This is a genomic window from Thalassotalea litorea (genome assembly GCF_043642205.1).
GTDB classification, from domain to species: domain Bacteria; phylum Pseudomonadota; class Gammaproteobacteria; order Enterobacterales; family Alteromonadaceae; genus Thalassotalea_A; species Thalassotalea_A litorea.
Genome location: NZ_JBHZSG010000016.1, coordinates 22,802 through 47,129 on the forward strand (window position 1 = coordinate 22,802; position 24,328 = coordinate 47,129).

Sequence of the window (24,328 nt, forward strand, 5' to 3'; positions counted from 1 at the left end):
GCTGAAGATATATTAGTCAATGATATCGACTAAAGTGTAACAGAATTTATTTCTAACGCCTTGTATTGATTACTAAGTATCCAACATGACTTCAGAAAACAACAACATTAAAGCAAATCCAGCCAAAGTTTTAGTTAACGAGAAGAAGACAGTATTCAAAGGTTTCTTTCGAGTTGATGAATGGCACCTGCAACATGAACTGTTTGCTGGTGGGATGTCCAAGGCGTTTACCCGGGAAATATTCGAACGTGGTGACGCGGTAATTGTACTCCCATACGATAAGCGACAGGACAAGGTGTTATTGGTTGAGCAGTTTCGTGCTGGGGCGGTGCGCCCTGATGAGAACCCTTGGTTACTTGAGCCGATTGCCGGCATGATTGAGGCACAGGAAACGCCATCTGCCGTTGCTATTAGGGAAGCACAGGAAGAGGCTGGTTTAGCTTTAAATGAAGATGATTTGATTTTTGTGATGGAGTATTTTTCCAGTCCTGGCGGTACCAGCGAAAAATTGTATTTGTATCTTGCCCTTTGTGAATTACCAGAGCATCTGAGCGGACAGTTGCATGGCCTGGACTATGAAAATGAAGACATTCGTACTCACCTTTTTTCTCGCGAACAAGCCCTCGATTTAATGATGCAGGGTCAGATTACTAATGCATCAACTATAATTGCCTTACAATGGCTGGCGTTAAATTATCAAAATCTGACGTCCAAACAATAAGCAGTGGAATTCATCGTGGCTCAATCTCAGCGTTATCATCCCAATTTAAAACAGCTACTAAATAGCTGTGAGATAAATTATGTATTGCTGTCAAGATTGATGGGCGGCATTAATGATGTGGGTGAAATGCGAAAGTTTTTTATTGATGATAACCATGCATTTCAGCTGACCATCACCGAGCAGTCACGTTACACCAATGTTGTTGAGTTTATCCAGCTAACCCGCAAAGAATTAAGCTCTCAGGTTTTGGGAAAACTGATGAGCAAGCCGTTTATGGTGATCCGACTGTACCATGATGCTCGTGTTGCAGAAGTCATTGAGTCTGCGCAAACACGTCGCATCAAACCGCGTTATGACTACCCAAATCAATCGATGATGCAACCAGACGAAAAACAGCAGACACATCAATTCCTTACGGAGTGGTTGCAAACCTGCCTTCGTCTGGGGCAAACTGCAGTTAAATAACTCATTAAGTTTTTAAACGTGTCTAGTGTCGTTTTCGCCCAGTTTAGTGATAGCCATTTATATGGCGATAAATCCGCAATGCATTTCGGACAGAATGTTTATCAAAATCTGTTACGAGTATTAGCGCAGATTGGTGAAGATGGTGACATGCAGTTTGCCATTTTTAGCGGCGATTTGAGTCAGGATCATAGTAAACAGTCCTATCGAAATTTTGTCCAGGCAGTTGAAGAAAGTAAGATCAACATTCCCATATACTGGTTAGCGGGCAATCACGATTCTCTACGATATATGGAAAACCTACTTACACACCGGTTAATTTGCCATGATAAAGATATCGAAATCCAAGGATTACAGCTTATCTTGTTAAACTCTAAATCCGATACGCCTGCCGGCTTCGTAAGGCCGACAGAACTTGAACGACTGGCTCATGTATCGAAGCCGACTTTAGTGATGATGCATCATCATGCGATACCGGTAAATTATTTTATTGATCGCCATGGATTGCTAAACCGAGAAGAGTTTTGGCATGCGGTCAATATTCAGGACAAGGTAATCGGCGTTGCCTGCGGTCATATTCACCGTGGTATCACCATTGCGCCTGGTGTGCAAAACAAAGCCCCCTTATATGGTTGCCCGGCAACGTCAATTCAGTTCGATCCTGAATTTGATGGTGTAAAAGCATTGCCTGAGGGCCCGGCGTACCGAAAATTTTGTTTTCAAAACACGCAACTAACCACCGAGATTAAGCGCCTGTCTTTTGATGGCGATAGGGTTAGTTAAAGTATCAACGTTATTGTTTGATTTAATTAGGATTTACCTTTGAACAATTCAGAAATATTATTTATTCATGGGTTTAATAGCTCGCCAAAATCCTTAAAAGCGGAAAAAGCCCGAGAATATTTCACCCGTCACTATCCGGAAATTGGATTTCATTGTCCGCAATTAGAGACAACACCAGATCAAGCCATGGCGCAATTGCAGGACATTGTGCGTTCAAAACCTTTGAGTACCTGGTATTTTATCGGCAGTTCTCTAGGAGGTTATTTTGCAACCTATCTCGCGCAAACGTTACACGCCAAAGCCGTATTAATTAATCCAGCGGTTCGACCTTTTGAGTTACTACAAGGGGTGCTCGGCGAGCATACAAACCCATATACGGCGCAAACCTATCACGTCACGGCCAGCCATCTGCAATCATTAAGGGAATATTTTGTTAACATCGAAATTCCACAAAATATATTAGTGATGGTACAAACCGGTGATGAAGTGTTAGATTATCGTCAGGCAGTAGAAAAATATAAGCAATGTCAAATGATTGTCCAACAGGGGGGGGATCACAGTTTTGTTGGTTTTGCCAATATGCTGGATGATATTGCTGATTTTTTTCAATTGCAAAACACTCATTTAAATAATAATTCTAATAACTCAACAGCCAGATTAAGCAGATGACCGAGCAATATAATTCTGAATCAATCGAAGTACTAAGTGGCCTGGATCCGGTTCGCCGTCGTCCAGGCATGTATACAGACACCATTCGTCCAAATCATCTCGGACAGGAAGTTATCGATAACTCCGTCGATGAGGCTCTTGCTGGTCACGCCAGCAATATCCAGGTTATTCTGCATGAAGACCAATCGTTAGAAGTCATTGATGATGGTCGCGGTATGCCAACCGATGTGCATCCGGAGGAGGGTGTTCCGGGCGTAGAGCTTATTTTTACCAAACTGCATGCCGGTGGTAAGTTTTCCAATAAAAACTATCAATTCTCTGGTGGTTTGCATGGGGTGGGTATCTCCGTTGTCAATGCATTGTCAACTCGGGTCGAAGTGACCGTAAGACGCAATGCTAAAGTGTTTGAAATGGCATTTGAAAACGGCGAAAAAGCATCTGATTTAGTTGAAACGGGAACCGTAGGAAAACGCAATACCGGTACTCAGGTGCGCTTTTGGCCAGATGCCAGCTATTTTGATTCACCCAAATTTTCCGTTAATAAGCTTTGCCATATTTTAAAAGCAAAAGCGGTGTTGTGTCCTGGGTTAAGCATCAAATTTCACGATAAAGTCAAAAATGAAAAACACCATTGGTGTTATGAAAATGGCCTTGAAGATTATTTGAAAGATGCGGTGAGCAATTGGACCAGCTTACCTGAGCAGCCTTTTATCGGCAGCTATTCATCCCAGCATGAAGCGGTTGACTGGGCCGTTAACTGGTTAGTAGAAGGTGGCGAAACCATTGGCGAGAGCTATGTTAACCTCATCCCCACCATTCAGGGCGGTACCCATGTCAATGGTCTGCGCCAGGGACTACTGGACTCAATGCGGGAGTTTTGTGAATTTCGAAACCTAATTCCTCGGGGGGTAAAGCTCACCCCGGATGATATCTGGGACAAATGCTGTTTTATTTTATCGGTTAAAATTCAGGACCCACAATTTGCCGGACAAACCAAAGAACGCTTGTCTTCTCGTCAATGTTCAGCGTTTGTTTCTGGTGTGGTTAAAGATGCATTTAGTCTGTGGCTAAATGAACATACCGACATTGCCGAAGCATTAGCAGAATTTTGTATTAACAATGCTCAGCGACGGATGCGAGCCAGTAAAAAAGTGGTTCGTAAAAAGGTCACTCAAGGGCCAGCCTTGCCCGGTAAGCTCACCGATTGCGGTTCTCAAGAGCCTGAAAGGACAGAATTATTTCTTGTAGAGGGGGATTCAGCCGGAGGAAGTGCTAAACAGGCACGCGATCGCGATTTTCAGGCTATAATGCCTTTACGAGGTAAAATTTTGAACTCTTGGGAAGTGGAATCTGGACAGATTCTCGCCTCACAAGAGATCCACGATATATCCGTGGCCTTGGGAATCGATCCGGACAGTGAAGATCTTTCGTCGTTGCGGTACGGCAAAATTTGTATCCTTGCCGATGCTGATTCGGATGGATTGCACATTGCAACCTTGCTTTGTGCGCTATTTACCCAACATTTTTTACCTTTGGTTCAGGCCGGTCATGTTTATGTGGCGATGCCGCCGTTGTATCGTATCGACGTCGGTAAAGAAGTATTTTACGCCTTGGATGAACAGGAAAAAGAAGGGATACTGGATCGAATTGAAGCAGAAAAAAAACGTGGCAAGGTTAACGTACAGCGGTTTAAAGGTTTGGGTGAAATGAATCCCTTGCAATTGCGTGAAACCACCATGGATCCGAATACCAGGCGCTTGGTGCAACTGACAGTCGATGATTACGACCATACCATGGAATTAATGGATATGTTGCTTTCCAAGAAACGTGCCGGTGATCGGAAGGAATGGCTTCAGGAAAAAGGAAATTTGGTAAGCCTCTAACGACACTCAATTTCTATCCAAGAGAGGCAATGCAATGAAAAAACTTTTAAGTCTACTGGCCGTATTGATGTTGGCTGGCTGTTCAGCCGACGGCGATACCCCTGAAGAACAACGCGCTACCATTTTATCGATGAGTGAAGAAGTGGTTGCTGATGTTGAGAAAGAAAGTCCTGGCGCCAAAGATATCATTATGAAAGCACCGGGCTATGCCGTATTTACCAATGCTCAGGTGAACTTACTGATTGTTGCTGCCGGTACTGGTTACGGTGTGGTTCATGATAATACCAGTGGCGAAAACACCTATATGGATATGTATGAAGGTGGTGTAGGACTGGGTTTGGGTGCGAAAGATTTCCGGGCGGTATTTGTGTTTAAAACTAAAGCCGCAATGGAAAAATTTGTTGAAGATGGCTGGGCCTTTGGTGGAGAAGCTGATGCTGCCGCTAAAGCCGGTGATAAAGGCGGTCAAACCAGTGGTGGCGTAACGATTGGCGATATCATTGTTTACCAAATTACCGAAAACGGTTTAGCATTGCAGGCGACTTTGAAAGGTACCAAATACGTGAAAAACGATGAACTGAACTAGGTTTATATTTTTTCACTGAAAAAGGCAGGTAAAACCTGCCTTTTTTGTGGCTGATTTTCAAGTTATCCGCGGCAATCAACCCCTGGTAAGGCTGATCGTAACCGCACAACCAGGAAATCGGACTGGTTGGACTCCCATCAACTACGACTGGGCGAACACTTAGGTATTTATTTTTGCAAATTAAGCACTCGTTGTAGGTAATGAATCAGAATTCGAATCCGAATTTTATAATATTCGCAATTGCATATATATGATTAAGCGTATATTGTAGGGGGTATAAATCAGGCTATCTTTTCACTGAGGGTCTATTGATAATGCCAGACAACTTTCCTTTACTGTTTTTTAAATCCCTGGCTGATGATACCCGGCTTAAAATTCTACTGTTGCTTATCGCCGAGCAGGAACTTTGTGTATGTGAACTGACGTCGGCACTGGCGTTATCACAACCGAAAATATCTCGTCATTTGTCTTTATTAAAGCAACAAGAACTGATCTCAAGTCGCCGCCAGGGACAATGGGTATTCTATTCTCTGAGCTCCGGTTTACCGGATTGGTGTGCGCAGACATTGCGAGAGTGCTTTACTGAACATCAAGCCTATATGCAAGCCGATTTGGCCCGCCTGACGCGCATGGCGCCGGGCTGTGCATAGCTTCTGCAGATTTTAGAGGCTGATTTTAACAATGAATGATTTATTAGGAAGATTACCATGACAATTCGAATAGGTATTAATGGCTTTGGACGTATGGGACGTCTGGTCATGCGTGCAGCCTGGGATTGGCCCGAGGTTGAATTTGTGCATATCAATGACCCAGCCGGAAATGCGAGTACGCTGGCGCATTTGATGAATTTTGATTCCGTACATGGGCGTTGGCATAACGAGGCAGGTGTCAGCCAGGATTGTATTGAGATCGGCGATAAACGGTTAACGACCAGTCAAAATAACACCATTGACGCGACTGACTGGTCAGGTTGCGATATTGTTATAGAAGCCAGTGGCAAAATGAAAACGAAGGAAACGCTGAACGCATATCTGCAACAAGGCGTAAAAAAAGTTGTGGTTACCGCGCCGGTAAAACAATCCGGAGTACTGGATGTTGTTATGGGGGTTAATGATCATTTATATGATGGTGATACCTACGATATAGTCACGGCCGCATCTTGTACCACCAATTGCCTGGCGCCAGCGGTGAAAGTACTGCATGAAGCCATCGGTATTCACCATGGCAGCATGACAACGATTCACGATATTACCAATACGCAAACGATTCTTGACGCCCCCCACAAGGATTTACGTCGCTCCCGGGCATGCGGGATGAGCTTGATCCCAACAACGACAGGGTCTGCTACTGCGATTACGCACATCTTCCCCGAGCTTAAAGGACGCCTTAATGGTCATGCGGTTCGAGTACCATTGGCTAATGCGTCATTAACCGATTGCGCCTTTGAAATGAGCCGTGATACCTACATTGAAGAAGTGAATCAATTATTTGCACAGGCAGCGCAAGGGGAGTTAGCTGGTATCTTAGGATACGAAGAGCGCCCGCTAGTTTCGATTGACTATAAAACTGATCCACGGTCGTGCATTGTTGATGCGCTCTCTACGATGGTTATCAATAAACGCCAGGTAAAGCTTTACCTTTGGTACGACAATGAGTGGGGTTACGCAAACCGGACTGCTGAATTAATGTTGAAAGTGGCTAAATCCCTGTAATGATGTTGCCGGCAATCCAAGCTTTGCCCGAAAAGGTACGCCAGTATTTATTGGTAACCTTAAATTACTGGGCGTTTACGCTAACCGATGGCGCCTTGCGGATGTTAGTGGTATTGCACTTTCATCAACTCGGTTATGACGCTCTGCAAATTGCCATGTTGTTCTTGTTTTATGAGTTTTTTGGCGTCGTCACCAATCTCCTTGGTGGTTGGCTCGGGGCTCGAATCGGCTTGAATCGAACCATGCAAATAGGACTGGTGATGCAGGTTCTGGCATTGCTTATGCTCACGGTACCAGCGGAATATTTACTTATCCCCTGGGTGATGGCTGCCCAGGCACTGTCGGGCATCGCTAAAGATCTTAATAAGATGAGCGCTAAATCCAGCGTTAAGCATTTGGTATCGGAACAACAACAAGGTCGTTTATACCAGTGGGTGGCCATACTAACGGGCTCAAAAAACACCTTAAAAGGCGTCGGATTTTTTCTCGGCGCCATACTGTTAAGTATCTTAGGCTTTCAGTATGCCATGGTTGCAATGGCTATGTTTTTGGCGGTAATGGCGGTGATATCGGCGATCTATTTACAGCAAGACATTGGTAAAGCCAGCTTTAAAGCCAAGTTTAAACAGATATTCTCAAAAAGTCCGGCGATAAACTATCTATCCTTAGCTCGTCTGTGTTTGTTTGCGGCGAGGGATGTGTGGTTTGTGGTGGCACTACCGGTATATTTTGCCAGCCAGTCGGGTTGGGATGACTGGAGCGTTGGAACCTTTATGGCGGTTTGGGTAATTGCTTATGGCGTCGTGCAGGGGCTGGCTCCAAAAATAACCGAACGCTCAGAACGTAATGTCGTACAAAGTGCGGTATTGTGGGGTTGGACATTAACCCTGACTACCTTGTCGTTGACGATTGTGTTTTACTTTTTCGCCGCGGAAAATCAGCCCCTGACATGGATATTGGTTATTGGTTTACTGTTATTTGGTTTTACTTTTGCCATCAATTCTTCACTGCATAGTTATCTGATTGTTGCGTTAGCAAAATCCGATGGGGTGTCTCTGGATGTTGGATTCTATTACATGGCTAATGCGATGGGACGTCTACTTGGTACGCTGGCGTCTGGGTATCTGTATTTAAATTATGGGTTATCCGCGTGCTTAATGGTGGCAACCCTGATGTTGGCCATTGCCAGTGTGACCGTTAAGTTCGTACCGGTGCCTGCAAAGACAGCAACTCGTTAACCTTTAACGAATTAAGTACCCATAGTGCTAAACAACAGACGTGGTTGTAAATGGTGCATAGCAATGACTGACATTTAGTGGCTAGCCATTGCTAACTACCTCCGACAATTGAAATTTTAAACAGGAGCGCTCGTGTGACGGCTCAACAAAAAATGTTAGAACAAGCCCAGAAAAGTATCTGTCACCTTTCTTTGGGGTGTAATGATTTAACGAAAATGATAGGGTTTTATCGGCCATTATTAGCAACGCTGGATATCGGACTGGTGGCGGAACACGCCCAAGCTGTCGCTTTTGGTAAGGGCTACCCCACGTTTTGGTTACAAACGCCTTTTAATGGCGAGAAGGCGACAGTGGGTAACGGCAGTCATATCGGTTTTATGGCGACCAATAAATCACAGGTAGAAAAATTTTACCAAACTGCACTGGCTTTGGGGGCAACGTGTAATGGTGCGCCAGGTCCGCGTAAAGATTATGGTGACGCCTATTTTGGTTGCTTCATTATCGACCCTGAAGGTCACCGCATTGAAGCAAGTTTCTGGGACTTTGAATTAGCCCAGGCGTTGAAAAATGCGTAATTGCCAGGCCAATCATCATCAAAACCGTTAAATTTTAAGAATATTTTATTTTCTCTATTTAGTGAAAAGGAAATATCCGATAAGCTAGGGTTATCAATAATAACAATATAATGCCTATCTAATTAAGTATGTGATCAATAGGTGGTTCGGCGCAGCAGTTCGTTGATCTCTAATGAATCGATATTTAGTAGACTTGCTATAGTACGGGCGAACCTCCAGGAAATTGTAATACTATGTCTGATGCAATTGATATGAGTCTCGAAGGGATTGAACAACTTCCCTTACGGCGCTTCACCGAAGATGCCTATTTAAATTACTCCATGTACGTGATCATGGATCGGGCACTCCCTCACATTGGCGATGGGTTAAAACCGGTTCAACGTCGTATCATCTACGCGATGTCCGAATTAGGACTGAACGCGTTAGCGAAATACAAAAAGTCTGCGCGTACCGTGGGTGATGTCTTAGGTAAATTTCACCCACATGGTGATTCGGCATGCTATGAAGCTATGGTGTTAATGGCTCAGCCTTTTTCTTATCGTTATCCGCTGGTTGATGGTCAAGGAAACTGGGGAGCCCCGGATGATCCTAAATCGTTTGCAGCGATGCGGTATACCGAGGCCAAGTTATCGAAATTCAGCGAAGTGTTACTGTCTGAGTTAGGACAAGGTACGGTTGACTGGCTGCCGAACTTTGATGGTACGTTAAAAGAGCCAAAATCCTTACCGGCGCGCTTACCGCATATTATGCTTAACGGTATCACCGGTATTGCGGTGGGTATGGCTACCGATATTCCACCCCATAACGTCCGCGAAGTTGCCGATGCCTGTGTCCATCTTATCGACCAGCCAAAAGCGGAACTGCAAGATTTACTGGGATATGTAAAAGGCCCGGACTATCCGACGGATGCAGAAATCATTACGCCAAAGGCGGATATCGAAAAAATCTATGAAACCGGACGCGGCAGTATCAAAATGCGCGCGGTTTATGAAATGGAACAAGGTGATATTGTTATTACCTCGCTGCCGCATCAAGCATCGGGTGCCAAAATCCTCGAACAAATCGCAGGGCAAATGCAGGCGAAAAAATTGCCCATGGTGGTGGATTTACGCGATGAATCGGATCATGAAAATCCAACACGACTGGTGATAGTGCCACGCTCGAATCGGGTTGAAATTGAACCTTTGATGCAGCATCTATTCGCATCCACAGATTTAGAAAAAAATTATCGGGTTAATTTAAATATGCTGGGATTGGACAATCGCCCAGCGGTCAAAAACCTGAAACAAATCTTATCGGAATGGCTGGAATATCGCCGCGAAACCATTCGCCGACGCTTGCAGTATCGTCTCGATAAAGTGTTAGCTCGATTACATATTCTTGATGGCTTGCTCATCGCCTATCTAAACATTGATGAAGTGATTGCGATTATTCGAGAATACGATGATCCCAAAACCGAATTAATACAGCGCTTTGATTTATCCAAAACCCAGGCGGAAGCAATTCTTGAAATCAAACTCCGTCAGTTGGCAAAGCTGGAAGAGATTAAGATCCGCGCTGAGCAGGATGAATTGAGCAAAGAGCGTGATCAGCTTGAAAAAATTCTAGGTTCTAAAGCCCGTTTGAATACGCTAATGAAAAAAGAGATCCTGGCAGCCGCTGAGGATTATGGTGATGAGCGTCGTTCGCAACTGGTCGAACGGGCAGAAGCCAGAGCCATGTCAGAGAAAGATTTGGTGCCCTCTGAAGCGGTATCTGTGGTTGTGTCAGAAAAAGGCTGGGCGCGTTGTGCTAAAGGTCACGATATAGATCCAGCGGCTTTGTCTTATAAAGCGGGAGATAGTTATTTGTGTTCGGCCAAGGGGCGTAGTAACCGTCCTGTGGTGTTTATTGATTCTTCAGGCCGGGCATTTGCCACTGACGCCCATACCTTGCCTTCGGCAAGGAGCCAGGGCGAACCTTTGACTGGCCGCTTTAATATTGCCACTGGCCAAAATATCACGCAAACGGTGATGGCTGATGATGAACAGGCATTTTTGCTTGCCAGTGACAGCGGCTATGGGTTTATTGGTAAATATGCGGATATGGTGTCGCGCAATAAAAATGGTAAGGCGTTGTTAAGTTTACCTCAAGGTGCGCAGGTTATGGCGCCGCAACCGGTATCTGACATCGACTCGCTTTCTTGTTTAGCCATTACAACGGAAGGCAGAATGCTGCTTTTTCCACTAAAAGATTTGCCTCAATTAAGTAAGGGTAAAGGCAACAAGATCATTAATATTCCAACCGCGCGAGCAAAAGCGAGAGAGGAGTTACTGGTTATTCTAAGCGCCATTGGCCATCAAGATTCGGTGACGCTGTATGCAGGAAAACGTAAATTGACGCTTAAGCCCAGCGATCTTGAACATTATCGCGGTGAACGCGGACGCCGCGGAAACAAACTACCCAGAGGGTTGCAGCGGGTTGAACGAATGGAAATTGACTCGGGTAGTGAAAGCTAAAACCGAGGGCTATAGCCAATAGTGATGGTGGGTAAACATTGCCCTTTTTCTTAAAACAGCCGACATATGTCGGCTGTTTTAGTTTCTGGCGCTGTTGTTTTCACGATTCGTCAGCCATTTAAAACGATTTAAATTCATCTGCAAACCTCCGACCATTTCAATTTTGTAAGAAGTTTTCCTCTGTTATCGACAATTGTGTATAATTGCGCTCCTTAATTAAGCTATAGAGGTTTATTGTGTTAGCGATTCTGCGCATTCTGACATTAGCGCTTTCTTTAGTGCTGACTACATTCGCGTCATTATTGATGTGTATTATTCGTCCATTCCATCGCGATAATGTATATTTTTCCGCGCACATGGTTGGTAATTTGTCACCGGTCGTGGGCGTTGATGTGGAAATTCGTAAGCCTGAGGGTGTCGAACACACAGGACCTGTGGTTTACGTTTGTAACCACCAAAATAGCTACGACATTTTTACGGTTGCTGCTTCGTTGCCCAAAGGCACAGTTAGTATCGGTAAGAAAAGTCTTAAATGGATCCCATTTTTCGGTCAGATGTACTGGTTTACCGGCAATATTTTGATCGATCGGGCAAATCGCTCCAAAGCCCACAATACCATTGCTTCTGCTGCACAAAAAATTAAAGAAAGAAATATATCGGTATGGTTATTTCCCGAAGGCACACGCAGTTATGGTCGAGGCTTGCTGCCCTTTAAAACGGGTGCGTTTCATACTGCGATGCAGGCAGGTGTGCCTATTGTACCGGTTTGTGTAAGTAACTCCCATGATATGGTCGATTTAAATCGTTGGAAAAACGGTAAAATGATCATTGAGTTCTTACCGCCAATCTTTATCCATGACAAATCCAAAGAAGGTGTACGTCATGTTGCCAACAATACCCATGAGCTAATGTTGGCTAAAATAAACGAATTGAGCATAGAAGCAGGTAATCCGTTTAATCAATTACATGAGCGTCAACAGGCAGAGCAGAACTAGTATGGAACAATCAGAATTAAATGAATGGTTAGAACACACCACAGTTTTACTGGAAGAGCTACTGGAAGATGGTTCCAATCCTGAGGCCGTGCATACCATAGAACATCATTTTGCCAGCGAAGATTTTGAGACGCTAGAAAATGCAGCGGTTATTGCCTTCAAACAAGGGCTGGAAGTTCAGGAGCCAGAGCAAGCCGAGCTTGAAGACGGTACGCCGGTGTTTTGTTTTGATATTGTCACCGAGCAGTACCTTGATGAAGATGTGTTGTTAGAGGAAACCAAAGCCATGTATGCGTTAGCGCAAAAATGCAAGGTAGAATATGACGGGTGGGGCACCTATTTCGAAGAGTAGCCTTGATCAATCTTCCTTTATTCGTGGGTAGTTTTTGCTAAAAACATAGCGTCGTGGGAGCACTATAGCTCCCATTCGTCTTCATCTAATAACTCTCGCAAACGCTTTTTCTCGAGCAATTCATCAATTCTTTTTCGAGTTTTTGCGCTCATTTCACTATCTTTTTTCGGTAAATCTGTACTTGTTTCTTCAGCGTCAATTTCTGAGTCCAGATTATCATCGAAATCGTCATCAATCATGTCATTGCCAGTCATTTGGTATACCTTAAAATAAAAATAGAAATACGAATATTGGGCTTTAATTATTGATAGGCTGTGCAACACAGGGGCTCTCAAAGCAAAAATAGGCAAAATTTTTTATAAGGTCAAATGAAAAAATAACTGTCTGATTTGTTTGTTTTAAAATTATTCAGATTGCATAAAAAATCGTAGGTTTTTGCCGGTGGATACTGTTTTTCACCATCTTTATGGTGCGTTTTATGGTTAAAAACCGATGCGCTTTGAGCACTGGGAAAGTTTCGATACGCTGATTTGAGTGTGAGCGACTGGGAATTTATCACAGGTAAAGGTAACGTATGGTGGGACCATGGATAAACAATAAGCAGCCAATACGATGAGAAAAAATATTTTGATTACTGGCGCCAGCTCAGGTCTGGGGCAAGAGATGGCCAGACAATTTGCCGCCTTAGGACGAAACCTGGTGCTGTGTGCGCGACGTCAGGAAGCCTTGCAGGCGTTGGCCAGTGAATTAACAGAGCGCTTTCCTGAGCTGACAATTTTAGTTTTGCCTCTGGACGTCAATGACCATCAGCAGGTCTTTGAGGTATTTCACAACGCTAAGTTACAGTTAGGGCAACTGGATCGGTTGATTGTCAATGCCGGTATTGGCCAGGGAGGCTCAATTGGCAAAGGCTTTTTTGCCGCCAATAAGCGCACCGCGATGACCAACTTCGTTGCGGCATTGGCACAATGTGAAGCCGCAATGGAAATTTTCAGAGAACAAAATGAGGGACATCTTGTAACCATTTCCTCGGTAAGCTCAGAACGGGGCTTTCGCGGCGCATTTACAACCTACGCCGCCACCAAGGCTGGCCTGGCGTCACTAACCGAAGGGATCCGAATTGATGTCCTTGATAAACCCATTTCGGTTACCACTATACACCCGGGTTATATCGCCACCGAAATTATAGATGAGGGTAACACACCGCCTTTTATGGTAGATGCCCCTACGGGGTGCAAAAGCATTGTCAAAGCGATAGAAAAAGAAGTGGATAAAGCATTTTTACCCACCTGGCCCTGGGCTTTTGTGCGTTATCTTTTAGCTTGGTTACCATTGAATATGATGCGTAAATTCAGCTAACGGAAAAACCATGAAAACACAAGGGGTAAACAAGACTTCCCCCACTAGAGATATCGAATCGATATCATAGGAAAAGTCTTGTGCCCTTGACCGGGTGTTCTCTATTGCTGGTTTACCCGCGTATTTGCAACGGCTTAGAATGACGTTTGCATGGCCAAGTCGGTGATTTTCGTCTCGCCGACACTTTGTTGCAGTCGTTCTGCGGTTTTGCTGGCGCCATTATCATAGGCGAAGCTGATAATGTCCTGCTGGTTACAAACAACATTCAGCGCCACAGTTTCGTGATCGAGACGATAGCTTTTAATGGTTTTGTTCATACGCATTACATTGTCGCTTTTTGCTGACTGGCAAATATCCTGCAACGCTGATTGAACATATGGGTCCATTTTTGCTGTGGCTTGTGTTGCTGCCAAGGTGAGTAATGTTGCTGTACATGTAGCGATTAAAGTCAGTGTTTTCATCGTGTCTTCCCCAATTGAATCCGTTAAGTTGTGTTCACCTATATAGTGGCGCATTAACGACAATAAGTTGTTTCCATAACACTTGCGGATGTAACCATTGATGTAACGAAGCTGGTTATAAAGTAGGCAGTAATACTTGTGTTAAGTCAGTATTTTTGGGGACTTACCTGAAAACCTTGATGATTGGTGATGACATAAATTTTTACATTGGCGAGGGGGTTTTGGCAAAATATCATTAAAAACAACAATTGGATCTGGCAGGTCACAAATTAACTTGTTAATATACTGGATAAATATCCACTATTTATTGTTGGTATCAACCCGTTCCGTCAGCGATTCGGAGCAAAGAGTTAGGCTGACTGAATTCAACACATCGAGATGAAGGGATAATTATGGCTGTAGAGAGTCGATTCGTAGTAGTTCGCAATGGCGTGGAGGTCGAGACGTTTATGGATAAGAAAACGGCTGATGAGTATGACAAAATGCTCGATATGGCGGATAACTTAAGCGCTTTGCTAGAGCAATCTGAACTGCAATTAAACGAAAACCATATTGAAGAAATTAGTATTTATCTGGCGAAAAATCGTGAGGATATCTTAATCGCATTGCAGGCAAAAAAGCCTAAAGCAGTCAAAGCTGTCAAAGCGGCTGAGGCAGCGCCAGTCGTTGCTGATAAAGTGACGACGAAAGCCGAGCCTAAGGCCAAACCGAAAGTCAAGAAATCCGCATAGTCAGCGCCTATGTAGGGCCATGAAGCAAATGTTATTCTCTAAAAAACGCCCGGTTCCAGATTATATGGAAGGGGTTGAGATTGTACGTTCAGCCCGGCGCAAAACCATTTCTTTGCAAGTCAAAGCGGGAAAAGTCCGGGTGCTTTGCCCATCCTGGGTTAAGATGTCACAGCTGCAAGGTTTCATCGCAGAAAAGCAACATTGGATCAATGAGAAACTTGATTTACAACGCATCGCATTGACGCAACCGAAGGTGTTCTGGCTGGAGCATGGCCAACAAATTCTCATCCAGGGACAGCTTTGTAAAATTGTCCATGTGACTGGTGAGGTTGTCAGCAAAGATGCAGGTAGTGCCAATAATCGACCTTCAGTTCATCTTCGATCTAAAACTGCTGCTGTAAGTATTCGGGCAGATCTTACACAACATCGAATTTACTTTTATGTACACGATGAAATTCTCGGAGCTTCTGACCTTGAAAAGCAAGCGTTATTTGTTGTCGCATTCAATGATTATTGTCAGCAACAGGCACAGGTTAGATTTACGCAGCGGTTAGAGCATTGGCAGGAGATTATGGGCCTGTACGCCTCTGAATTAAAAGTTCGGTACTATAAATCGCGCTGGGGCAGTTGTGACAACCGTTCCCGAGTGACCTTAAACAACCGCTTAATCATGGTGCCTGAAAACGTATTAGATTATGTGATCATTCATGAATTATGTCATATCACCCACCAAAATCATTCGCCTAGATTTTGGTCTCTGGTTGAACGCTTTTGTCCGCAATTTCAACATTCTCGCCTTTGGTTAAAACAGTACCAAAGCAACCTTTTGCATAATTAATCCTTTGAAATCTTACACTATTTAATTTCCTGTTATAATTGTTAAAAAATCGGTTGACAGACGATAATTTGTGCGGCAGAGTGGCCACATGAATGTTTTTACGCACCTTACCCGCATTATTATTACCACCACCATTATTATGGTGGGCATTGGCTGACGCGTAGAAAAAAATTTTACCTAAGCCCGTGACCTGCAAAGTTCACGGGTTTTTTCGTTTTAGGGCAGTCGGTACGGATCCCGACACAAAATAGTTAATAAAAATCAGGAGTAGATAGATATGCGAGTACTGAAATTTGGTGGTTCTTCATTAGCCAATGCGGACAGATTTTTAACCGTATATAACATTATTGTCGACAAGAGCCAGGAGTCACCAATCTCGGTTGTGGTTTCTGCACCTCAAGGTGTGACCAACCATTTGGTTGCCTTAAGTGAAGAGCTGCCTGAAGGTGAAGCGCTGGAGGCTGGCCTTGATAAGTTGCGACATGCGGTACAATCTATCTTTTCTGGACTTGCTCAGTCTGAAACGGCTTTTGATCAGCAACTTGCAGAGCAGGCGTTAGCGGATCAGTTGACGCAATTACGACGTTATTTGCAGGGAGCGGCAATGTTGAACCATTGTCCAGACCACATTAAAGCAAAGATCATCAGTATGGGAGAGCGCTTAAGTGTGGCGACCTTACAAGCGCTGGTCACGGCAAACTTGCGTAAATGCTCGGTGTTACAACCGGAACTATTTCTTCAAACTAACGATTCGCCGTTAAACGCGGTAGCCGACTTAACCGCCTGTCGAGATAAATTTGCCAGCGCATATCAAAACCTGGAAGACATTGCGCTGATGCCGGGGTTTATCGGCGTTGATAGTCATGGTCAGTTAACAACGTTAGGACGTAATGGGTCAGATTATTCTGCAGCGGTTTTGTCGGTATGTTGTAGCGCGACCTGTTGTGAAATCTGGACCGACGTTGACGGGGTTTACAATACCGATCCGAGACTGATTAAAGACGCAAAGCTGCTCGATTATCTGTCATATCAGGAAGCGATGGAGCTGTCGTATTTTGGTGCTAAGGTGTTACACCCGAAAACCATAGGTCCCATTGCCCAATATCACATTCCCTGTCTAATCAAAAACACTACCAATCCACAAGCTCCGGGTACACTGATTGCCAATGAAGATGAAGGCAAAAAACAGGTTAAAGCGATTTCTAATCTAGACAACCTGACCATGGTTAATGTTTCAGGCCCTGGCATGAAAGGCATGGTTGGCATGGCCAGTCGGGTATTTGACTGCATGAGCCGTGAGCAAATTTCTGTGGTGATGATTTCGCAATCGTCTTCCGAATACTGCATCTCATTTTGTATCCATAGCCAGGATGCGGTTCGCGCCCAGCAAAGCCTGCAGCAGGAATTTGAACTTGAGCTGTTAAATCAGTTGTTAGAGCCGATCGCATTGCAGTCAAGCTTGTCGATTATTTCTCTGGTTGGTGATGGTATGCAACAACAACGTGGCGTGGCTGCAAGGTTATTTGGTTCCTTGTCGCAGGCTCGAGTTAATGTGGTTGCTATCGCTCAGGACTCATCCGAGCGCAGCATTTCTGTGGTGATTGAGCAACGAAAATGTACCGATGCCTTAAAAGTCTGCCACCAAAACTTCTTCTCTCATCGCCATACGATCGATGCCTTTGTCATCGGTTCTGGTGTTGTTGGTAGTGAGTTGCTTGAGCAAATCAAACGTCAACAGTCCAGCCTGAAAAGTCAACAGATAGAGTTGCGTGTTCATGGTCTTGCCAATAGTAAAGGCATGGTAGTGGACAATAATGGATTGGATTTGGAACGCTGGCCCCAGTTGCTTGAAAACGTGCAACCCTGGGATTTGAATACGCTAAAACAATTTGTCCGAGCCAATCACCTGATCAACCCGGTGATTGTCGATTGTACCTCCAGTGATAAAACCTCCGAGCAATACGTCGACTTTTTGTCAGAAGGTTTCCATGTGGTAACACCTAACAAAAAAGCGAATACCATGTCGATGGATTATTATCGTCAATTACGTTCTGCAGCGGCAAAAACCCACCGTTTATTTTTGTACGAAACGAATGTCGGTGCAGGCTTGCCAGTTATCGACACGTTACAAAATCTGTTTAAAGCGGGCGATCAATTGCTTCGCTTTGAAGGGGTGTTATCTGGTTCTTTGTCGTATATGTTTGGTAAACTCGATGAAGGTATGAATCTGTCTGAGGCGACAGCAATTGCCAAGCAAAATGGATTTACCGAGCCGGATCCTCGTGATGATTTAAGTGGTATGGATGTGGCACGTAAGCTACTTATTATGGCGCGTGAAGCAGGCATGGCATTAGAATTAGATGACATTCAAGTGGAATCGGTTTTACCTGCAGGGTTTGACGCCAGTGGCAGTGTTGAAGAGTTTATGGCGAATTTAAACCAGTTAGATGAAGTGTATGCGGACAAGGTTGCCTCAGCGGCCAGCGAAGGCAAAGTTCTTCGTTATGTCGGCTGTATTGATGAAAACGGCTGCAACGTATCCATCCAGGCGGTGGACAGCAGTCATCCGTTATATGCGATTAAGGATGGTGAGAACGCCCTGGCGATTCACTCTCGCTATTATCAGCCAATTCCATTTGTGCTGCGTGGATATGGTGCCGGCGCAGCCGTAACGGCTGCCGGAGTATTTGGCGATCTGTTACGAACATTAGCATGGAAGCAGGAGCTATAAATGATGATCAAAGTTTTTGCCCCGGCATCGATAGGCAACGTCAGTGTTGGCTTTGATGTGCTGGGTATGGCTGTACAGCCGATAAATGGTGAGTTGCTCGGTGATATTGTTGCTATCGAAGGTTGCGATGGCGCTAATCAGTTGGTAATGGAAGGTCCGTTTGTCGATAAACTGCCCAAGGATCCTAAGGAAAATATTGTATTTACCTGTATTGAACTGTTTCAACAGGCGATGACTGACAACAAACAAGCGTTCGACTGGGTTAAGTTAACCCTAGAAAAACGCATGCCAGTAGGCAGTGGTTTAGGTTCAAGTGCTTGCTCTATCGTCGCAGCGCTTGTGGCATTGAATGAGTACTATCAGCAACCTTTTAACCAAGCCCAACTGCTGGCGATGATGGGGCAGATGGAAGCGCAAATCAGTGGCAGCTTACATTATGACAATGTTGCGCCATGCTACCTCGGCGGCTTGCAACTTATGGTAAATGACACGCAGATCATCAGTCGTGAGATCCCAAGTTTCAAGCAATGTTATTTTGTCATGGCTTATTCCGGTATTAATGTATCGACCAAGGCTGCTCGTGAAGTGCTTCCCGAGCAATATGACAAGGCCACAGCAATTGAATTTGGCCAGAATCTGGCAACATTTATCGATGCGTGTTATCGCCAGGACTTATCCCAGGCAATGACCCACCTTAAAGATGTGCTCGCCGAACCTTACCGGGCAAGTCTGTTACCGGGTTTTGACGCCTGTCGCCAGGGGGTTAGTGAATTAGGGGCATTAGCCAGTGGTATTTCCGGTTCCGGACCAACCATGTTTGTGGTATCCGATGACAAGGAAAAGGCGGAGCAAATCAAAACATTTTTACAAGAAAATTATCTACAGTCATCGGAAGGTTTTGTCTATATTTGCCAGACAGACGTTCATGGTGCCCGATTGGTGTGTTAGGGAAGAGATCAAAATGCAATTTTATAATTTAAAACATCCAGATGAAAAAGTAAGTTTTAGCCAGGCTGTACGTCAGGGACTGGGTAAAGATCAGGGGTTATTCTTTCCTGAAACCGTTACGCCACTTGACGATATTGAAGGGCTGTTATCATTACCATTGGTAGAACGCAGCTGTAAAATTCTTGCACCGTTTGTCGGTGAAGATTTAAGTGAAGATGATTTAAAAGATATCGTAACTCGCGCCTTTAATTTCCCGGCTCTTGTCCAACCTATTTCAGAAAATTGCTCGGTATTGGAACTTTTCCATGGACCAACATTGGCATTTAAAGATTTTGGCGGCCGCTTTATGGCCCAATGTCTGCAATCGTTCACACGTAAGTCTAAACAGAAAATTACCATTTTAACCGCAACGTCCGGCGACACTGGTGCTGCGGTCGCTCATGCATTTAGTGGCCTTGAAAATATCAATGTGGTGATCCTTTATCCGAAAGGAAAAATCAGCTTACTGCAGGAAAAAATGTTTACCACCATAGGTGGAAATATCTCGACATTAGCGGTGAGCGGCAGTTTCGATGATTGTCAGCAACTGGTTAAAGACAGTTTTGATGATCACGAATTAAGTGCATCGATTGGACTGAATTCGGCCAATTCCATCAACATCTCCCGCTTACTTGCACAAATTTGTTATTACTTTGAAGCGGCTGCACAATTGCATCGTCAACGAGGAAAAATTGACGATTTAGTCTTTTCTGTGCCTAGCGGTAATTTTGGTAATCTCACTGCCGGCATGTTAGCAAAAGCGTTAGGGTTGCCGATTAAACGCTTTATCGCCGCAACCAATGCCAATGATACCGTGCCACGTTATTTGCAATCCGGGCAATGGTCACCAAACCCAACGGTTGCGACGATGTCAAACGCTATGGATGTTTCTCGACCGAACAACTGGCCACGGGTTGAGCACTTAGTTAACTCTGGGTTAGTGTCACCTGAGAGTCTGAGTGCGCAAACCATAGACGAAGAGCAAACGCAAATGACTTTGCTTAAGTTGAACAGTCTGGGCTATATCAGTGAGCCTCATGCCTGTGTTGCATACCGGGCATTACAGCAAGACCTGGATACCGGTGAATTTGGCATCTTCCTTGGGACTGCACACCCTGCTAAGTTTAAGGAAACGGTAGAAAGTGTGCTCGGTCAGCCTTTGGCCTTACCCAAAGAGTTAGCGGATTGCGCATCTGAAAAAATTCTGTCATTGCCGCTTGATAACGACTTTGCGCAGCTGCGTACCTTATTGATGGGAAAATATGCATCGCCGTTAATGAATGAGGCGGCCAGTTAGTGTCTCACTGGCAACTTCCTGAGCATAGTTGGCAGGGCTTTTTTGAACAACAAAAAAGCCAGCCATACTTTCGGGAAATTGAAGACAGCATACGTGCTCAGCGTCATGCCGGTGAGGTGATTTATCCTGAAGATGGGCAGTTGTTTCGAGCGTTCACATTAACCCCATTAGATCAGGTTAAAGTCGTGGTGCTTGGGCAAGATCCCTATCATGGTCCGAATCAAGCCCATGGCCTGGCCTTTTCGGTAAACGAAGGGGTTAAAGTTCCGCCGTCACTGCGTAATATTTTCAAAGAGCTTGAGCAGGATATTGAAGGCTTTAATATACCCCAAAGCGGTGATTTAACCGCTTGGGCAAAGCAGGGGGTATTATTGCTAAATACGGTATTATCGGTACAACAGGGTAAAGCGCACTCGCACAGTAAGCTCGGTTGGGAAACCTTTACACAGCAGGTCATGCTCGAATTAAACAAACAACCGGGGCCTATTGTCTATTTGCTTTGGGGGTCCCATGCGCAATCTAAAGGTCAGGTAATTGATAACCCCAAGCATAGGGTGTTGACGGCGGTTCATCCATCTCCGCTATCGGCGTATCGAGGGTTTTTCGGTTGTCAGCATTTTTCTATGGCTAATGCCTATTTACAAGAGCAGGGCGAGATCCCGATTGATTGGCGGCTAGCACCGCAATGTCATGCACCGGATCATCAAGGTAGCTTGTTTTAAGTAGCGCATAATACCAATCACATTAAGTTTGTGCACAACTCAGAGTTAAGGCAGAGGTCCACTTACAACATAGATTTCATTGATATAGTCATTCTATATTAATGAAATATAGGGCCGTAAATGGGCCTTAAGGTAAACTCCCTACGGGTGAGTTTTAAAGGCATTTATCCTGCGTTACTGATTTTGGCCGATTTTGAAATAATGGAGCGACCATTCTCTGCAATCAAAGCCTTGTCTAAAAGCCTTTAAATTCTCATTGAGTGAGCAATAATTTAATGTGATTGGTATAATAACCTTTAGAAACTGAATTGTGGCTGTTAAAAATAAATCGCCATTTCCGCGGCAACGCAATGGCAGTTAAAGCTGCAAATAGGACAATCATAACCTTCAAGAGAATCCTGATGCCATTTGCCAGGATGATCTTTTACTAATTCACCACCACACTTGCTAAAATATTTCACCGCACTGTTTCCCGGGCTTTGTCGCCATAAATGGCTCACCCCAGCCTTCGCACCTTGTTTTTTCAAAGCTTCGATCGAGAGTTTCAGTAACCTTGAGCCAATGCCATAGCCTCGGTAGTTAGCATCCACGGTGTTGCATTTAAAATAGGCGGTCTGCGACTGAGCACTTTTCCACAACTCAGGACTGCACCATTGATCTGTTTGCCATTGACCCGGAGAATAACACAGCCGAAAACCGACTAAGGTTTCCCCATCTAAGGCGATAAAATCGGAATTAACCCCATTCTTTTGACCCTTTTGAGCCCATTCAACGATATTTTTTTCGTCTAAATAGCCATTGCCATGGACGAGCGTGCCCAAAGCTACGACCGCTTCATAATAGGGCTCTGTCAGTTCCTGATAGGTGATTTTTCGATCTTGCATAGAATTTAGTGTAATCAAGCCTGTTATATTTGCGCGTATTTTGCCATGATTGGCGTCGATTTGTCTCTAGCTTAATTTTTAAGGTCAAAATCTTCTGTTATGTACGATCCAGTCCATCATAAATTCCCCGGTGAAAACGCGCCTTATCCTAACAGTTATTGGGCGACGACCGTATCTCCTGAGACTCCCTCTGCGGGTCCGATTATTGGCGACCATAACACGGAGGTATTGATTGTTGGTGCCGGATACACTGGCATGTCTACCGCTTTGCATTTAGCCCGAGAGCACAATGTACAGCCGCTCATTATCGAAGCCAATCAGACAGCCTGGGGTTGCAGCGGCCGTAATGCCGGATTTATTCTCAAATCGACAGGCCGAATGGCATGGACGGCGATGCAGAAAAAGTGGGGTGAAGAGGTGATGCGCGGTATTTACCATGAAGCCTGCTCCGGTGTGGATATCGTCAATAGCCTGATCAGCGAAGGAATTGATTGCCAGGTACAAGATAAAGGTTACATCAAGGTTGCTCACAAACCGAGTATGATGCCTGGCCTTGAGCAGCAAGCGAAACTATTGCAGCGTATGTTTGGTTATGACGTTGATGTTTTATCCCGAGCGCAGTTGCACAATGAATTTATGCAAGATGAAATGGCGCACGGGGCGATACGGTTTGAGGACGGTTTCGGATTAAATCCGTTGAAGTTAGCGCTCGGCTATCAGGACCTTTTGGCGAAAGCGGGGGTGAATATTCATACCGGCACGCCGGCGTTAGGTTATGAAAAAACCGATAAAGGTCACGTTATAACCACGCCTAAAGGTCGAATTGTCGCTAAAAAACTGGTGATCGCCACTAATGGGTATACGCCTAAAGGGTTTAATCCTGTTATCAATAATCGCTTTTTACCGGTATTATCACAAATTATCGTGACCGAGCCGTTAACGAAAGAGCAGTTAAAAGCCTGTAACTTTCTGACGTCGAATGTTGTAATGGATACGCGCTCGTTAAAGTATTACTACCGTAAACTGCCGGATAATCGGATTTTGTTTGGTGGCCGCGGTGCGATCACTGGCAAAGGCGCCGAAGACCCATTTTACGCGAACCGATTGTTATCCGTATTAAAAGCAAGTTTTCCTGCACTTGGTAATGTGGGTTATGACTATGCCTGGGCTGGTTGGATATGTATGTCGCTTGATGATATTCCCCACGTTTATGAACAGGATAATATCTTTTACGGCATGGGATATTGTGGCTCTGGCGTGTCATTTTCCGTGCAAGCGGGTAAGCGCCTGGCGGAGCGAGTGGTTGGAAAAGCATTACCGGCATTGCCTCTGTATCAACAAGGGTTGCGTAAGTTTCCGCTACCGTCATTACGCAGGTCGGGGCAGTGGTTGTACTTCCAGTATGGTAGAGTGCGTGATAACTATTTATAACAACTATCTGAAAAACTTATTTGTCAATCAAACAGAAAGTTGTTGCCAGTAGAGGTCGTATTGGTAGTATGGCCAACAAGATATGGAAAGGATTCTGAGAAAATAAGCTGGTAAAGGACGTAATATTCAGCGTTTAAATAACTGACAAAAATAAAAACACACAGTGCAAATTTCATATCGGATTAAACCATGAAAGTTACCGTAATTTACTACGATAATAACTCGTTAGAGTTACATCACAAATTTATCACCGCAGAATGTAAGAGCAATGGTCGGGTAGTCATCCCGGATGAATACAAAGTCAATAAGTCCATTATTGCGGTCTGCGAAGGTGAAGTTGACGTGCTAAATAAAGTTGGCGACCGGATTTTGCCGGTTTCAGCCTGCGCTTAGCCCCAGCTAAAAAAACAAAA

General features: G+C 44.6%; 25 protein-coding genes. 22 read left to right on the forward strand and 3 right to left on the reverse strand.

Annotation, left to right across the window (positions count from 1 at the left end; translation table 11 throughout):
* Positions 1–85 precede the first annotated feature (85 nt).
* The 13 genes from ACHUFQ_RS09365 to rraB all read left to right on the forward strand — a co-directional run bounded on the left by ACHUFQ_RS09365 (position 86) and on the right by rraB (position 12,474).
* Complete coding sequence (locus ACHUFQ_RS09365) at positions 86–721, forward strand: NUDIX domain-containing protein (RefSeq protein WP_394174991.1); 636 nt, start codon at positions 86–88, stop codon at positions 719–721.
* Positions 722–736: 15 nt separating this feature from the next.
* Positions 737–1,186, forward strand: a complete 450-nt coding sequence (locus tag ACHUFQ_RS09370; RefSeq protein ID WP_394174992.1) for a DUF1249 domain-containing protein — start codon at positions 737–739, stop codon at positions 1,184–1,186.
* Positions 1,187–1,204: 18 nt separating this feature from the next.
* Positions 1,205–1,966 carry a metallophosphoesterase gene (locus ACHUFQ_RS09375; RefSeq protein WP_394174994.1) on the forward strand — a complete coding sequence of 254 codons (762 nt, stop codon included), beginning with the start codon at positions 1,205–1,207 and terminating at the stop codon, positions 1,964–1,966.
* A 39-nt stretch (positions 1,967–2,005) separates the two neighbouring features.
* Positions 2,006–2,635, forward strand: a complete 630-nt coding sequence (locus ACHUFQ_RS09380; protein WP_394174995.1) for a YqiA/YcfP family alpha/beta fold hydrolase — start codon at positions 2,006–2,008, stop codon at positions 2,633–2,635.
* Positions 2,632–4,518 carry a DNA topoisomerase IV subunit B gene (gene parE, locus ACHUFQ_RS09385; protein ID WP_394174997.1) on the forward strand — a complete coding sequence of 629 codons (1,887 nt, stop codon included), beginning with the start codon at positions 2,632–2,634 and terminating at the stop codon, positions 4,516–4,518. The genes ACHUFQ_RS09380 and parE overlap by 4 nt, the downstream gene beginning before the upstream one ends.
* A 34-nt stretch (positions 4,519–4,552) precedes the next feature.
* Positions 4,553–5,104, forward strand: a complete 552-nt coding sequence (locus tag ACHUFQ_RS09390; RefSeq protein ID WP_394174999.1) for a lipid-binding SYLF domain-containing protein — start codon at positions 4,553–4,555, stop codon at positions 5,102–5,104.
* Positions 5,105–5,418: 314 nt separating this feature from the next.
* Positions 5,419–5,754, forward strand: coding sequence for an ArsR/SmtB family transcription factor (locus tag ACHUFQ_RS09395; RefSeq protein WP_394175000.1), 336 nt, complete (start codon positions 5,419–5,421; stop codon positions 5,752–5,754).
* Positions 5,755–5,811: 57 nt separating this feature from the next.
* Complete coding sequence (locus ACHUFQ_RS09400; protein ID WP_394175002.1) at positions 5,812–6,816, forward strand: ArsJ-associated glyceraldehyde-3-phosphate dehydrogenase; 1,005 nt, start codon at positions 5,812–5,814, stop codon at positions 6,814–6,816.
* 2 nt (positions 6,817–6,818) lie between these two features.
* The gene (gene arsJ, locus ACHUFQ_RS09405; protein ID WP_394175055.1) at positions 6,819–8,054 is read left to right on the forward strand and encodes an organoarsenical effux MFS transporter ArsJ; all 1,236 of its coding nucleotides are present in this window, start codon (positions 6,819–6,821) and stop codon (positions 8,052–8,054) included.
* A 134-nt stretch (positions 8,055–8,188) separates the two neighbouring features.
* On the forward strand, positions 8,189–8,629 hold the full coding sequence (locus ACHUFQ_RS09410; protein WP_394175003.1) for a VOC family protein: 441 nt from the start codon (positions 8,189–8,191) through the stop codon (positions 8,627–8,629).
* Between the two features lie 233 nt (positions 8,630–8,862).
* Positions 8,863–11,127, forward strand: coding sequence for a DNA topoisomerase IV subunit A (gene parC, locus ACHUFQ_RS09415; RefSeq protein ID WP_394175005.1), 2,265 nt, complete (start codon positions 8,863–8,865; stop codon positions 11,125–11,127).
* 236 nt (positions 11,128–11,363) lie between these two features.
* Entirely contained in the window at positions 11,364–12,122 is a 759-nt protein-coding gene (locus ACHUFQ_RS09420) for a 1-acylglycerol-3-phosphate O-acyltransferase (RefSeq protein ID WP_394175006.1), read from the forward strand.
* A gap of 1 nt (position 12,123) precedes the next feature.
* Positions 12,124–12,474: a ribonuclease E inhibitor RraB gene (gene rraB / locus ACHUFQ_RS09425; protein WP_394175008.1), complete on the forward strand. Its 351-nt coding sequence runs from the start codon at positions 12,124–12,126 to the stop codon at positions 12,472–12,474.
* 62 nt (positions 12,475–12,536) lie between these two features.
* On the opposite strand, the gene ACHUFQ_RS09430 is transcribed toward rraB, so the two are convergent.
* Positions 12,537–12,728 (reverse strand): PA3496 family putative envelope integrity protein, encoded by a 192-nt coding sequence (locus ACHUFQ_RS09430; RefSeq protein ID WP_394175009.1) that lies wholly within the window; start codon positions 12,726–12,728, stop codon positions 12,537–12,539.
* Between the two features lie 358 nt (positions 12,729–13,086).
* Here ACHUFQ_RS09430 and ACHUFQ_RS09435 point away from each other — a divergent pair, with 358 nt between their 5' ends.
* Positions 13,087–13,833 carry an SDR family oxidoreductase gene (locus tag ACHUFQ_RS09435; protein ID WP_394175010.1) on the forward strand — a complete coding sequence of 249 codons (747 nt, stop codon included), beginning with the start codon at positions 13,087–13,089 and terminating at the stop codon, positions 13,831–13,833.
* 134 nt (positions 13,834–13,967) lie between these two features.
* On the opposite strand, the gene ACHUFQ_RS09440 is transcribed toward ACHUFQ_RS09435, so the two are convergent.
* The gene (locus ACHUFQ_RS09440) at positions 13,968–14,294 is read right to left on the reverse strand and encodes a DUF3718 domain-containing protein (RefSeq protein WP_394175012.1); all 327 of its coding nucleotides are present in this window, start codon (positions 14,292–14,294) and stop codon (positions 13,968–13,970) included.
* A 392-nt stretch (positions 14,295–14,686) separates the two neighbouring features.
* Here ACHUFQ_RS09440 and ACHUFQ_RS09445 point away from each other — a divergent pair, with 392 nt between their 5' ends.
* From ACHUFQ_RS09445 to ung, 6 genes are all read left to right on the forward strand, one after another.
* Positions 14,687–15,025 carry a YebG family protein gene (locus ACHUFQ_RS09445; RefSeq protein ID WP_394175013.1) on the forward strand — a complete coding sequence of 113 codons (339 nt, stop codon included), beginning with the start codon at positions 14,687–14,689 and terminating at the stop codon, positions 15,023–15,025.
* A gap of 19 nt (positions 15,026–15,044) precedes the next feature.
* Positions 15,045–15,863: a M48 family metallopeptidase gene (locus tag ACHUFQ_RS09450; protein ID WP_394175014.1), complete on the forward strand. Its 819-nt coding sequence runs from the start codon at positions 15,045–15,047 to the stop codon at positions 15,861–15,863.
* 277 nt (positions 15,864–16,140) lie between these two features.
* Complete coding sequence (gene thrA, locus ACHUFQ_RS09455; protein ID WP_394175015.1) at positions 16,141–18,594, forward strand: bifunctional aspartate kinase/homoserine dehydrogenase I; 2,454 nt, start codon at positions 16,141–16,143, stop codon at positions 18,592–18,594.
* A complete protein-coding gene (thrB, locus tag ACHUFQ_RS09460; RefSeq protein ID WP_394175017.1) occupies positions 18,595–19,542 on the forward strand; it encodes a homoserine kinase in 948 nt (315 codons plus the stop codon). It abuts the gene before it with no gap.
* 13 nt (positions 19,543–19,555) lie between these two features.
* Positions 19,556–20,878: a threonine synthase gene (gene thrC, locus ACHUFQ_RS09465; protein ID WP_394175019.1), complete on the forward strand. Its 1,323-nt coding sequence runs from the start codon at positions 19,556–19,558 to the stop codon at positions 20,876–20,878.
* Positions 20,878–21,600, forward strand: coding sequence for a uracil-DNA glycosylase (gene ung, locus ACHUFQ_RS09470; protein ID WP_394175021.1), 723 nt, complete (start codon positions 20,878–20,880; stop codon positions 21,598–21,600). Before thrC ends, ung begins: the two co-directional genes overlap by 1 nt.
* Before the next feature lie 317 nt (positions 21,601–21,917).
* Here ung and ACHUFQ_RS09475 read toward each other — a convergent pair whose 3' ends face one another.
* On the reverse strand, positions 21,918–22,484 hold the full coding sequence (locus ACHUFQ_RS09475; protein ID WP_394175023.1) for a GNAT family N-acetyltransferase: 567 nt from the start codon (positions 22,482–22,484) through the stop codon (positions 21,918–21,920).
* Positions 22,485–22,583: 99 nt separating this feature from the next.
* Between ACHUFQ_RS09475 and ACHUFQ_RS09480 the strand changes: the two genes are divergently transcribed.
* The gene (locus ACHUFQ_RS09480; protein WP_394175025.1) at positions 22,584–23,915 is read left to right on the forward strand and encodes an NAD(P)/FAD-dependent oxidoreductase; all 1,332 of its coding nucleotides are present in this window, start codon (positions 22,584–22,586) and stop codon (positions 23,913–23,915) included.
* 189 nt (positions 23,916–24,104) lie between these two features.
* Positions 24,105–24,308 (forward strand): TIGR02922 family protein, encoded by a 204-nt coding sequence (locus tag ACHUFQ_RS09485; protein WP_394175027.1) that lies wholly within the window; start codon positions 24,105–24,107, stop codon positions 24,306–24,308.
* The last annotated feature ends 20 nt before the right edge of the window (positions 24,309–24,328 follow it).